General features: G+C 59.3%; 10 protein-coding genes. 9 read left to right on the top strand and 1 reads right to left on the bottom strand.

What is annotated here, in order from left to right; genetic code table 11:
* Positions 1 to 11: 11 nt before the first annotated feature.
* The 9 genes from rpe (at position 12) to AB1724_17805 (ending at position 11,807) form a co-directional block, all read left to right on the top strand.
* Positions 12 to 665 (top strand): ribulose-phosphate 3-epimerase, encoded by a 654-nt coding sequence (gene rpe / locus AB1724_17765; protein MEW6079657.1) that lies wholly within the window; start codon positions 12 to 14, stop codon positions 663 to 665.
* Positions 666 to 682: 17 nt separating this feature from the next.
* Positions 683 to 1,159 carry a type II 3-dehydroquinate dehydratase gene (gene aroQ / locus AB1724_17770; GenBank protein MEW6079658.1) on the top strand — a complete coding sequence of 159 codons (477 nt, stop codon included), beginning with the start codon at positions 683 to 685 and terminating at the stop codon, positions 1,157 to 1,159.
* 40 nt (positions 1,160 to 1,199) lie between these two features.
* Positions 1,200 to 1,646 carry a D-aminoacyl-tRNA deacylase gene (gene dtd / locus AB1724_17775; GenBank protein MEW6079659.1) on the top strand — a complete coding sequence of 149 codons (447 nt, stop codon included), beginning with the start codon at positions 1,200 to 1,202 and terminating at the stop codon, positions 1,644 to 1,646.
* 54 nt (positions 1,647 to 1,700) lie between these two features.
* On the top strand, positions 1,701 to 3,125 hold the full coding sequence (locus AB1724_17780; GenBank protein ID MEW6079660.1) for an aminopeptidase: 1,425 nt from the start codon (positions 1,701 to 1,703) through the stop codon (positions 3,123 to 3,125).
* Positions 3,126 to 3,211: 86 nt separating this feature from the next.
* Positions 3,212 to 4,480: a D-alanyl-D-alanine carboxypeptidase gene (locus AB1724_17785; protein MEW6079661.1), complete on the top strand. Its 1,269-nt coding sequence runs from the start codon at positions 3,212 to 3,214 to the stop codon at positions 4,478 to 4,480.
* 27 nt (positions 4,481 to 4,507) lie between these two features.
* Positions 4,508 to 6,871, top strand: coding sequence for a PAS domain S-box protein (locus AB1724_17790; protein ID MEW6079662.1), 2,364 nt, complete (start codon positions 4,508 to 4,510; stop codon positions 6,869 to 6,871).
* Between the two features lie 155 nt (positions 6,872 to 7,026).
* Complete coding sequence (locus tag AB1724_17795) at positions 7,027 to 8,196, top strand: MFS transporter (protein ID MEW6079663.1); 1,170 nt, start codon at positions 7,027 to 7,029, stop codon at positions 8,194 to 8,196.
* A 3-nt stretch (positions 8,197 to 8,199) separates the two neighbouring features.
* On the top strand, positions 8,200 to 9,882 hold the full coding sequence (locus tag AB1724_17800) for a YgiQ family radical SAM protein (protein MEW6079664.1): 1,683 nt from the start codon (positions 8,200 to 8,202) through the stop codon (positions 9,880 to 9,882).
* Between the two features lie 11 nt (positions 9,883 to 9,893).
* Positions 9,894 to 11,807 (top strand): radical SAM protein, encoded by a 1,914-nt coding sequence (locus tag AB1724_17805; protein ID MEW6079665.1) that lies wholly within the window; start codon positions 9,894 to 9,896, stop codon positions 11,805 to 11,807.
* Between the two features lie 24 nt (positions 11,808 to 11,831).
* On the opposite strand, the gene AB1724_17810 is transcribed toward AB1724_17805, so the two are convergent.
* Entirely contained in the window at positions 11,832 to 12,425 is a 594-nt protein-coding gene (locus AB1724_17810; GenBank protein MEW6079666.1) for a hypothetical protein, read from the bottom strand.
* Positions 12,426 to 12,554: the final 129 nt, after the last annotated feature.

The following is a 12,554-nucleotide window of genomic DNA, read 5'->3' on the forward strand; positions in this document are numbered from 1 at the left end:
GATATAAGCCTATGAAACGCATTGCCCCGTCGATTCTTTCGGCGGATTTCACACGGCTGGGCGAAGAGGTGCGGGCGGTGGAGAAGGCCGGCGCCGACTGGATTCATGTGGATGTCATGGACGGCCGGTTTGTTCCCAACATCACCATCGGGCCGATGATCGTCAAGGCGGTCAAGGGGGTCACTTCACTGCCCCTGGACGTCCACCTGATGATCCGGGAACCGGAACGGTATGTGGAGGAGTTCGCGGCGGCCGGAGCCGATTATATCGCCGTTCATGTGGAAACCGGCGGCCATTTGAACCGGACCATCCAGTTGATCAAGGATACCGGTACCAAGGCCGGTGTAGCCATCAATCCCGCTACGCCCCTGGAAACCATTGCCTGGGTACTGGAATATCTGGATCTGGTGGTGATCATGAGCGTCAATCCCGGCTTCGGCGGGCAGAAATTTATCCCCAACTCCCTGAAGCGGATCCGGGCGATAAAATCCATGATTGCGGAAAGGGGCTTGTCGACGCTGATCGAGGTGGATGGCGGAGTCAATGCCGGCACCGTGGCGGCGGTATCCGCCGCCGGGGCGGACGTAATGGTGGCCGGGTCGGCGGTGTTTCACAGTGACGATTACCGGGCGACCATCGAGGAACTGAAAAAACTGGCCGAGTAACGGCGGGAGGGGACATCATGAAGGCGGAGAAAAAGCGCGGCAGCGGCGGCCGGGGGAAAACGCGCCGTGTGCTGGTGATCCACGGGCCGAACCTGAACATGCTCGGCAGACGGGAACCCGAAAAGTACGGCCGTGACACCCTGGCCGAAATTGACGACGCCATCAGTAAGCGCGGCCGGGAATTCGGTCTGGCGGTGGAATGCTTTCAGTCCAACAGCGAAGGGGCCATTGTGGACAGGATTCAGGCCCTGGTCGACGCGGAGGTGTCCGGCCTGATCATCAACCCGGCCGCTTACACCCATACCAGCGTGGCTATTCGCGATGCGCTGCTGCTGCTGAAGATCCCGGTGGTCGAGGTCCATCTGTCCAATATTTACAACCGGGAGGCCTTCCGACGGGAGTCCATGATGGCCGATGTGGTCACCGGCCAGATCGCCGGTTTCGGCAAGACCGGTTATTTGATGGCGCTGATGGCCATGAATGAAATGATATAGTTATAATGGAAAAGACTTTTTCAATAGATACGGCTAATAAATGAAGGCGGTGATCCAGCGGGTCAAAAAAAGCTCGGTGGCCGTTGACGGAGCGATCGTCGGCCGGATCGGCGCCGGGCTTCTGGTTCTGCTTGGCGTGGCCGATGATGATACGGAATCCGACGCGGATTATCTGTCCTCCCGGATCGTTCAGCTGAGGATTTTCGAGGATGATGCCGGCAAGATGAACCGGTCGCTTCTGGACACGGGCGGCGCCATGCTGGTGGTCTCCCAGTTCACCCTGCTGGCCGATTGCCGCAAGGGCCGGCGCCCTTCTTTTGCCAATGCCGCGCCGCCGGACAGGGCCGTGCCCCTGTACGAATATTTTACCCGCCGGGTAAGAGAGGCGGGGGTGACGACGGCCACCGGCCGGTTCGGCGCCATGATGGATGTGTCCCTGATCAACGACGGCCCGGTGACCATTGTGCTGGACAGCCGGATGGCGTGACGGGCCCGTTTCCGGCGGAAGCAAATAAATGCGTTTACTGCTGACGGAGAAAATATGACGGAAAAGAATACCGACAAGGCCGCGGACGCCCTGCATAAAAAAATGGTTCGCAAGCCGGTTCTGGTGTGGGACCGGTTTACGGCCGCGGAAAAAAAACGGGCCTATGATTTCGCGGAACCATACAAACGGTTTCTGGACGGGGCCAAGACCGAACGGCTGGCCGTGGCCGCCATTGTGGAGGATCTGGAGTCCCATGGCTTTGTGAATATGGAAAAAGCGACCCGGAAGCACCGAAAGGTTTACAGCCTTTACCGGGATAAGGCCGTGGCGGCGGCGGTTGTCGGCCGGAGGCCGGTGAGGGACGGCCTTCATCTGATCGGCGCTCACGTGGATTCCCCCCGGCTGGACCTGAAGCAGAATCCCCTGTACGAGGAAGTCGATCTGGCCATGTTCAAGGTCCATTATTACGGCGGCATCCGCAAATACCAGTGGCTGGCCCGGCCGCTGGCGCTTTATGGCAAGGTAATCCGCAATGACGGCAGCGCCGTCGATATCGCCATCGGCGATGAACCGGGTGACCCGGTCTTTACCATCGCCGATCTGCTGCCCCATCTGGCCAGAAAATCCCAGGACAGCAAGAAACTGGCGGACGTTTTTGAAGGAGAAAAGATGAATCTGGTGGCGGGCAGCCTGCCCATGGGCGGCGCCAAAGCCCGTGACCGTTTCAAACTGACGGTCTTGAATTATCTTCATGACCGGTACCAGATGGTTGAGGAAGACCTGATCAGCGCCGAAATCGAAGCGGTGCCGGCCGGTCCGGCCCGTGATATCGGCTTTGACCGCAGCCTGATCGGGGCTTACGGCCAGGATGACCGGGTCTGCGCTTATACGCTGCTGCGGGCGCTGACGGCGTTGCGGCAGCCGGGAAAAACGGCCGTGGCCCTGTTTTTCGACAAGGAAGAGATCGGCAGCGAGGGCAGTTCCGGGGCCAAGTCCATCCTTATGGAAGACTTTGTTTCCGACCTGGGTGTTCTGGCCGGAGAAACCATGGACGCCCGGGCTCTGCGCAAGGCCCTGGCCCGGACGTCCGCGCTTTCGGCTGATGTCAACGGCGCCCTTGATCCGGATTTTCAGGAGGTGCATGAAAAACGGAATGCCGCCCGCCTGGGATACGGCGTGTGCATCACAAAATTCACCGGCTCGGGCGGCAAGTCCGGGGCCAATGACGCCAGCGCTGAATTCGTCGGCCGGGTCAGGGGAATCTTCAACCGTTCAGGAATTATCTGGCAGACCGGCGAACTGGGCCGGGTGGATGAGGGCGGAGGCGGCACCATCGCCAAATTTCTGGCGGAGTACGGCATGGATATCGTGGATTGCGGGCCGGCCCTGCTGTCCATGCATTCTCCTTTTGAAATTTCCAGCAAGGGCGATGTGGTTATGACGGCTCAGGCCTATCAGGCGTTTTTTGAGGCGGAATAGTATGGCTAAAGGCAAGGGAGGGCGATCCCGCTGCCTGTTGCCTTTTCACCTTGTGGATGGAATCAGATTTTTTGTGGAATGGTCAAATGACAAATCGGTTCAAGACAGTTTTCGTTCTGGTATTGGCAGGCATGATGATGGTGGCCGGTCAGGCGGCGGCGCGTCAGAAGACGGCTTCCGCGCGGCAGAAACCGGCAGCGGTCAAGCAGCCGCCCAAACAGGTTCTGGCTACCCAGATCGGCAGTAACGACAGCATTATTATCCGAAGGGTAAAGGACGGGGCCGTTCTGTTTTCGGAAAACAGCGACAAACCGCTCGTCCCTGCTTCGATCCTCAAGATCGTCACCAGCCTGGCCGCGCTGCATTATCTGGGGGAAGAGTATCGTTTTCCAACTGAGGGCTATCAGCGGCCGGACGGTACCCTGGTGATCAAGGGATACGGCGATCCTTCCCTGGTATCAGAAGACCTCGAGCTCATGGCCCGAACGGTCGCTTCCCTGGCCGGGAAGACGACCGCCCTGGCGGTGGACTACTCTTATTTCACCGCCTGTGATCTTCCCGGACGGTGCTGTAATTCCCTGGAACCCTATGACGCGCCTATCGGCGCCCTGAGCGTGAACTACAACACCGTCTCTTATAAAAAACAGAAGAACGGGACCTATGTCAGCGGTGAGCCCCAGACCCCCCTGGTGCCGTTCGCCCTGGAACGGATCCGTTCCCTGCCTTTTTCCCAGGGCCGGGTCATGGTGATCAACTGCGAGAAAGAAGCGGCAATTTACTGTGGTGAGTTGTTCGCCTGTTTCCTTGGACGGAATGGCTGCCCGGTCCGCGGTCCGATAAGCGAATACCGTGTCGATCCGAAAAAAGACCGGCTGGTTTATCAGCATCCTTCCCGTAAAAATTTACGGCAGATCGTGGCGCAGCTGCTCCATTATTCCAGCAACTTTACGGCCAATCAACTGCTGTTCGCCTGCGGCGTCAAAAAATACGGTCCGCCCGCCACGCTGGACAAGGGCTTGCGGGCGCTTCAATCTTACCTGCAGGAGGAGTTAAATATCAAAAATATCCAGTTGACCGAAGGCTCCGGCCTGTCGCCCGAAAACCGGGTTTCGGCGGCGACCATGTGCCGGCTCCTGGATGCTTTCGCGCCGTATAAGGAACTGATGAAAAAAGACGCGGACGAATATTACAAAACCGGCACCCTGACCAATGTCAGCACCCGGGCCGGCTACATCACCGCTGATTCGGGACGGCGGTTTCAGTATGTCATCATGTTCAACAGCCCCGGGAAAAAGGCCAAGCGGCTCATGCCGGTGGTAAAAGCGTTCATCAAAGAAGCGGATCACCGGCTCTAATCTGTAAGTAAAGGTCTTAAGACAGTCATGACGGAAACCATCAGGCAGTTTTACCGCGGTATCATCGAGGCCAGTCCCATTGCGACGTTTGTTCTGGGTAAAGACCACCGGATCGTTTACTGGAACCGCAGCCTGGAGAACCTGACCGGTATCCCGGCGGCGGAAATTGTCGGTACGAACCGGCAATGGCGCGCGTTTTACGATAAGGAGCGACCGGTCATGGCGGATTTGATCCTGGACGGTGACCTGGACCGGATCGAAGCTTATTACGCCGGGAAATACCGTCCTTCGCCGCTGACCGGCGGGTATGAAGCGCTGGACTTTTTCCCCCGTTTCGGGGATGAGGGTAAATGGCTTTTTTTTACGGCATCGCCGCTCCTGGACGAACAGGGAACGATGACGGGGGCCATGACCACCCTGCAGGATATCACCGCCCTGAAGCGTACCGAAGCCGAATTGAGGGACCGGGAAGCGCGCTACCGTCTGCTGACGGAAAACGCCACCGATATCATCTGGACCGCTGATATGAAGATGCGGCTGACCTATATCAGCCCATCGGTGGAGCGCGTCCTGGGGTATTCTCCCGAGGAGGCTCAATCCCTGCCGGTTCAGGCACTGGTAACCCCGGAGTCCTATCAGCAGGCCATGAAGGTGATGAATGATGAACTGGACCGGATGGCCACCGTCAGCCAGGGCCGCCCGACCACACTGGTTGTGGAGATGGTCCGCAAGGACGGGGCAACGGTCTGGACCGAGGTTAACGCCACCTGGCTTCGGGATGAGGGCGGCGGCGTGAAGGGGATCCTCGGTGTCAGCCGCGATATAACCGAACGCAAGACAACCGAGGATCTGCTTCGCGCCAGCGAGGAAAAGTTCCGGCTGCTGGCGGAAAACGCCAACGATATCATCTGGATCAGGGATTTGCATCTGAATCTTGTCTATATCAATCGCGCGATTGAGCGGATAAGAGGGTTTACGCCCGAAGAGGAAATGGCCCGGTCGCCGGAACAGTCCCTGACAGCGGACTCCCTTGAACGCGTAAGGAGGATGTTCTCCGAAGCGATGGCAAGAGAATCCTCCGGAAAGCTTTTAACCGAACCTTATATTCTGGAGGTGGAGGCCCTCTGCAAGGATGGATCGACCAAGTGGATGGAAATGAGCATGAACTGGCTGCGCAACCGGGACGGGCGCGCGGAAGGCATCATCGGCATCAGCCGCGATATCTCGGAGCGCCGGCAGGTGGAACTGGAACTGCGCCGGGCCGAGCAGCTGGCCGACCAGGCCAACCAGGCCAAATCCCAGTTTCTGGCCAATGTGTCTCATGAAATCCGCACGCCCATGAACGGCGTCCTGGGCATGGTGGAACTGCTCAAGTCCACCGGCTTGAACGCGGAGCAGATGGATTATGCCGATACCATTTATCAGTCCGCCTCCAGCCTGCTGGAAATTATCAACGATATTCTCGATATTTCCAAGATCGAATCCGGGAAAATGAACCTTCATGAGGAGATCTTCAACCTGGAGGAGTGCGTGGACGGCATCCGGGAAATTCTGGATTATCCGGCCAGAAACAAGGGGCTGAACCTGACTGTTCATTACCTGGCCCCCCGCTGGGTGCTGGGCGACAAGACCCGGGTGCGGCAGATTCTGACGAATTTGACCGGAAACGCCGTCAAGTTCACGGACAAGGGGCAGGTGACCATCCGCGTGGATTATCATCAGGCAACCGCCTGTTTCCGCATTGCCGTCAGTGACACCGGCATCGGCATCCCCGAGGGCATGCAAAAGACCGTATTTGAATCCTTCCGCCAGGTCGACGGCAGCGTGTCCCGGCGGTACGAAGGCACCGGCCTGGGCCTGAGCATCGCCAAAAACATGGCTGAACTGATGGGCGGCCGCATCGAACTGGAAAGCCGGGTGGGGCAGGGATCGACATTTACGGTTTTCCTGCCGCTGAAGGCCAGCGATGATGGAACGTCCGAGGCAAAGGGGACGGAAGCCGTAAATTATGTGGTGGAAGGGCTTTATGTCATGGTGGCGGAAGACAACCCGGCCAGTCTGAAGTTGATGGAAACCATGCTGAAAAAAAGGGGCTGCCATGTCGATACCGCCGGCAGCGGCAAGGAAGTGCTCGATAAACTGCGGCGGCGGCGTTATGACCTGATTCTCATGGATGTTTCCATGCCCGCGCCCGACGGATTCGAAACCACCCGCATTATCCGGGATCCGCGTTCCAGTGTTCTGGATCATGACGTGCACATCGTGGCCATGACCGCTCATGCCCTGGAGGGTGACCGGGAGCGGTGCCTGCAGGCGGGCATGAACGACTACCTCTCCAAGCCCGTGAACGGGGACAAACTGGACCAGGCGCTGGCCGGTATCCGGTCCTGAATCGTTTTACCCCTTTTCCCATTCTTTTGTTAACGGCGCATCATTTAATCCGGTTTCGCGCGTTGCTCCGCAAATAATTGTCTGGTTTTTTATTCTGGATGTGATAGATTCCGTCTCCGTCACAAAAATCATCCCGTTATCACGTAATGGCATATATGGCTGAACATCAATCACTCTCCGGCGTCAGGGCGGACTGGTTTCCGGTGGCCGTTCTGAGCCTCTATACCGTGGCCGTGTCCATCACCACTTTTTTTGTTACGGTTTTCTTCAAGGAGGCGATGGGCTTTTCGGCCTTTCAGATCGGCCTGCTGATCTCCATCCAGGCCATGACGGGAATCCTGGCCGCGTTTCCGGCCGGGGCCGGAAACGACCGGTTTTCGAGCCATCTGCTCATCACCGGCAGCCTGGTGATCCAGGCCCTGTGTTTCTTCGCCCTGGCAACCGCCCGGTCGTTTACGGCAGTGGCGCTTTTTTACATGACCTGGGGCCTGTTCAGCTGGGTATTCCGATTGAGCATGGATGTTTATTTTTTAAAGACCGACACCCGCAACGCCATCGGCCGGCGGATCGGATTTTACCAGTCATGGCGGTTTGCCGGCATGATCACCGGTACCATCGGCACCGGTTATATCATCGACCGGCTGAACTTTTCCGGCGCTTTTACCATCGTGGCCGGTGTCTGCGTCGCGCTTGCGCTGGTGTCGGCCTTCATGCCCGCCACGGTGGTGGCCCGGGTTCGTCTGGCCGACTACCGGGCGGATTTTTCCAGCCGGCGGGTGCTGTTTTTTTCCTTCTGGGTGCTGCTGTTCGCCAGTCACTGGGGTGCCGAGCAGACCTGCTACGCCCTGTTTTTGCGGAACGACCTGGGGTTGAGCTTCCGGGGTCTGGGCTGGTATTTTGCCGCTGAATACGTGGCCATTATCATCGCCCTGACCCTGGCCGGTCAGGTCGTGGGCGCGAAAGCCGGGTTCAGGAAACTGGCTGTCTCGGGGCTGCTCCTGTCCGGTCTCGGAAATATCGGCATGGTGATGAAACCGGTGTCGGTTTCCGTTCTTTTCCGGGCGGTGCACGGCCTGGGCGACGGTTTCATGGTGGTGGTCATGTATTACGGGATTTCCCGGCTGTTTTCTCTGGCCCATCTGGGCGGCAACGCCGGGCTGGTGCATCTGTTCTCCATGGTGGGGTATATCATCGGCGCCATGGTTTACAGCCCTGTCGGGGCGTCCTTCGGATACGGTCATCCGCTCTGGGTCAGCGGCCTGCTGACCATGCTGCTGGCATTGCCTGTCGTGATCATCTCCCGGGACAACCGGAGAAAGGCTTAAGGAATGTTTCTGCCGACCTCGCCAAGAGAGGTACAATTGCTGGGCTGGAAATCACTGGATATCATTCTGGTAACCGGCGACGCCTATATCGACTCGCCCCATATCGGCGTGGCGGTGATCGGGAAGGTCCTGCTCAATGCCGGTTACCGGGTTGGCATTATTCCCCAGCCGGACACCTCCGGGCAGAACGATATCGCCCGTCTGGGCGAACCGGTGCTGTTCTGGGGAGTTACCAGCGGATGCATGGATTCCATGATATCCAACTACACCGCCACTCTGAAAAAGCGGAACCAGGACGATCTGACCGCCGGCGGCCGCAACATGCGGCGGCCGGACCGGGCCGTGATCGCCTATGTCAATCTTATCCGGCGCTCCTTCAGGAAAACCCGGCCCATTGTTATCGGGGGGATCGAAGCCAGCCTCCGCCGGGTCTCCCATTATGATTACTGGTCCGACAGCGTACGGCGCTCGGTGCTGTTTGATTCCAAGGCGGACTTTCTGGTTTACGGCATGGGGGAGAAAACCGTTGTGGAGCTCGCCGGACGGCTGAAGAAAAAAAAGCCGGTCATGGATATTCGCGGCCTCTGCTATAAATCGACGGAAAAGAGGGAGGGGTATCTCGAATTGCCCTCTCACCCCCGGGTGGCCCGGGACAAGGCCGCCTTTACCGACATGTTCACCGTTTTTTACCGGAACAGCGATCCGGTCTCCGGCCAGGGGCTGTGTCAGAAACAGGACACCCGCTACCTGATTCAGAATCCCCCGCCGATTCCCGCGACCACCGAGGAACTGGACCGGATCTATGAACTGAACTATGAGCGGCGGGCCCATCCCTGTCATGAGGCGGAAGGGCCGGTCCGGGCATTGGAGACCATCCGTTTTTCCATCGCGTCCCACCGGGGCTGTTTCGGCGAATGCGACTTCTGCGCCATTGCCGTTCACCAGGGGCGGCGCATCGCCGAGCGGAGCGAGTCCTCCATTGTCCGGGAGGCGCGGCACCTGACCCATCATCCCGATTTTAAGGGCATCATTCAGGACGTGGGCGGTCCCACGGCCAACATGTACGGCATGCACTGCCGGCTCTGGGAAGAGATCGGCGCCTGCCGCAACCGGCGCTGCCTGACGCCGTCACCCTGCCGGCGCCTTTCCGTCAATCACCGCCGTCAGATCCGTCTGCTGGAAAAGCTCCGGAATCTGCCCAGGGTGAAAAAGGTGTTCATCGGATCGGGTATCCGGCACGATCTGATCCTCGGCGACGGCAAGTACGGCCAGGACTATCTGGAGGCGGTCATCGGTCACCATGTTTCCGGTCAGATGAAAATCGCGCCGGAGCATTCCGAAAAGCATATTCTGGATCTGATGGGCAAGCCGGACGCGGAAATGCTCAAACAGTTCATCGACCGGTTCCGGCGGCTGAACCGGGAGGCGGGCAAAAAACAGTTTCTGACCTGCTATTTCATCGCCGCCTATCCGGGATGCACGCTCGCGGACATGCAGGGGCTGAAGCGGTTTGTCCGTGAGTCCCTGGGATTTGCGCCGGAACAGGCGCAGATATTCACGCCTTCCCCCTCCACCCCGGCGACGCTCATGTACTACACGGAAAAGTCCTTTCCCGGCGGCGAGCCGCTGTTCGTGGAAAAAAGTATTCCCGGAAAGGAAAAACAGAAGAAGGCGCTTCTTTCCTGATAAGCCGGCCCATGAAAATCGCACTGATTTATCCCCCCGCCACCGACCCCACCGCGCCCTATATTTCGGTGCCCCTGCTGACCGGCTGCCTGCGCGCAAAGGGGATGGATGTTGTGCCGGTTGACGCCAACGTCGAAGCCTGGGACCGGCTGCTGAACAAGGATTCCCTGCTCACCTTCCGCAGCCGCCTGGAACGGCGGATCCGGAATCTGCGTCAAAAAAAAGTGTTGAAGCATACCGATCAGCTGGCCTGGATCGCCCTTCAGGAGGCCCGTGCCGGAGCGGCGGCAACCGGCGACGCCATCGACGAGGCGGTGGCGGTCATGCGGGATCGGTCCGGCGCCCGTTTTTATGATCCGGTTTGCTATGCCTCCGCGCTGGAGACGATTGAAAGCGCTCTGGCCCTGATCAGCGCCGCCTGCACCCCGCTGGAGCTGGGTTTCGGCGGTTACCGCACCCCGTTTTCTCTTCTGAGCCCGGAGGAGATCGCCGCCGGCGCCGGCCCCGGCCGTGATCCCTTTCACGACTATTTCAGTGAGCTGGCCGGGCGACTGGCATCCCTGTCTCCGGACGTGGTCGGCCTCTCCATCGCTTTTATCAACCAGGTCCAGCCGGCCTATTCCCTGGCCATGATGCTCCGCCGGATGCTTCCGGCAACGCATCTGACGGCGGGCGGACCGGCCATTACCCAGATCCTGACGCGCCTGTCCGGACCGGAACGGGAAACCGTTTTGCACCCTTTTGACACCATCGTCCTGTTCGAAGGCGAAAAGGCCCTGACGAACCTAATTGCCGCCATCGGCCGGGGAGAGACCCCGGCCGGAATCATCGCCGGCGAAACGGCAGGCGACCTGGGCACGGTGCCGGCCCCGGACTTTGACGGCCTGCCCCTGGACAAATACCTGTCCCCGGAGCCGGTGCTGCCCTATGACCCGACCCGGGGATGTTACTGGGGGAAATGCGCTTTCTGTCATTACGGCCTGACCGGATCCGGCACGGCCCCCTACCGGGAGCGATCCTTGCAACAAGTGCTGGATCATGTCCGGTCTCTGTCGGAAAGGCACCGCTGCCGGATTTTTTACTTTTCCCAGGACACGATTCTTCCTCAAAGCGCCCGGAGACTGGCCCGGCTCTTTGCGAAAGCCGGAGCGGCCTGGAAATGGGCTTCGGACATCCGTCCCGAACCGTCGCTGACGGCGGACTGCTGCCGTGATCTGGCCGCCGGCGGGGCGCTGGCTTTTTCCCTGGGCGTTGAATCAGCCTCCGCCCGGGTGCTGAAACTGATCGACAAGGGCGTCCGGCCGTCCGACATGGCGGCCGTCATCAGCCATCTGGCCGGGGCCGGCATCGCGGTGGAAGCCATGACCTTTACCGGATTTCCCACGGAGACCGGCGGCGAGGCATTGGAGACCGTTCGCTTTCTGGAAAGGCATTACGACCAACTGGCCCTGTTTATCTGCGGAGAGTTCAGCCTGGTTCCCGGATCGCGGGTGGCCCGGCATCCGGAGCGGTTCGGCTTGGATGCGGTCTGGACGGCGGCCGGAGACGCCTTCATCAAAACGTTGTTTTACTCGGAGAAGACTACGCCGCTGACGGAGCGGGAGGCCGATGCCGTTGAACGGGCCATTGCCCGCCTTTCCGGCGCATACCGGCTTCACCGCTATCCCTGGGCCGGTTCCCTGTCCACCGCCCACACGTTGCTCTGGTACAACCGTTTCGGCCCGGGGGTTTTCCGTGACCTGGCGCGAACGCTTCCGGCCGGGGAAAATCGGAAACAGCGGCAAATCAAATCGCTCCGGAAAATGGCTGATCAGGCGTATGAAAACGAGGCGGCCATCTGGCGGACCCTGGTGTATGAGAAACGGGCGGTCAGCCGCCGGGCCTACCGGGCCCTGGCGAACCGGCTACCGGGATGGAATCTTTAGCGGCGCGCAATAATCGTCGTCAGGTCATGAACGGCCGTTACCCCAGACAAAAAAACGCATGCTTTCCCGCAGGGCGAAGGCGCCGTGCATGTACAGGGCGCCCAGCCAGAAGGGGACGTTGAAGATTTCCGGCTGGCGGTAGTGAACCAGTTCGAAGACCGCCAGGCTGCCTTCGGCGATCATTCCGGTTACGGCCATGATCAGGGCCAGCAGCAGCAGGAACCCTTTTTCATAAGTAACAGCCAGCCGCAGGACAAAAGCGCCGTAGAATATGGCCGACAGCAGCCCCGGCTCCCGGCTGCCGAACCCGCTGAGCAGGTAGACCAGACCGAAGCTGGTCAGGGTTTCGACGCAGGCCGCCAGGGTCCCCGGCCCCATGGACTGATCATGGGCGATGGCGGCCGGCAGCCACCTGACGATCAGGTCATAGCTCACGGCCATGGTGATAAAAGTGAGAAAGAACAGGGGAAAAACCCAGAAGGCCTGCTGGAACAGCCAGGGGTCAGGATAGACCAGGGTGCCCGTGTGGGCGTGAATGGCGTCGCAGAATGTGGCCAGCATGGCGCCGAGCAGGGCCAGCGGCAGTATGGAAACAAACAGTTTTTTTCCGTCCGGCATGGATTTTCTCCTTTATTTTTTATGAATCTGATCCGGCGGTCCGGTCGGGATGACGGCGCCATCCACACTTACGACGCATTATAGCACGCTTGTGAATTGACTTGAATTGCAAATGCGTTTCGTCACCCC

The sequence above is a fragment of the Thermodesulfobacteriota bacterium genome, from assembly GCA_040753795.1.
In the GTDB taxonomy this organism is placed as follows: domain Bacteria; phylum Desulfobacterota; class Desulfobacteria; order Desulfobacterales; family Desulfosudaceae; genus JBFMDX01.

Bases quoted from the DNA above. Each gene is read 5' to 3' on its own strand.
- aroQ (MEW6079658.1), top strand. From the start codon at position 683: ATGAAGGCGGAGAAAAAGCGCGGCAGCGGCGGCCGGGGGAAAACGCGC.
- AB1724_17790 (MEW6079662.1), top strand. From the start codon at position 4,508: ATGACGGAAACCATCAGGCAGTTTTACCGCGGTATCATCGAGGCCAGT.
- AB1724_17795 (MEW6079663.1), top strand. From the start codon at position 7,027: ATGGCTGAACATCAATCACTCTCCGGCGTCAGGGCGGACTGGTTTCCG.
- AB1724_17805 (MEW6079665.1), top strand. From the start codon at position 9,894: ATGAAAATCGCACTGATTTATCCCCCCGCCACCGACCCCACCGCGCCC.
- AB1724_17780 (MEW6079660.1), top strand. From the start codon at position 1,701: ATGACGGAAAAGAATACCGACAAGGCCGCGGACGCCCTGCATAAAAAA.
- rpe (MEW6079657.1), top strand. From the start codon at position 12: ATGAAACGCATTGCCCCGTCGATTCTTTCGGCGGATTTCACACGGCTG.
- AB1724_17785 (MEW6079661.1), top strand. From the start codon at position 3,212: ATGACAAATCGGTTCAAGACAGTTTTCGTTCTGGTATTGGCAGGCATG.
- AB1724_17810 (MEW6079666.1), bottom strand. From the start codon at position 12,425: ATGCCGGACGGAAAAAAACTGTTTGTTTCCATACTGCCGCTGGCCCTG.
- AB1724_17800 (MEW6079664.1), top strand. From the start codon at position 8,200: ATGTTTCTGCCGACCTCGCCAAGAGAGGTACAATTGCTGGGCTGGAAA.
- dtd (MEW6079659.1), top strand. From the start codon at position 1,200: ATGAAGGCGGTGATCCAGCGGGTCAAAAAAAGCTCGGTGGCCGTTGAC.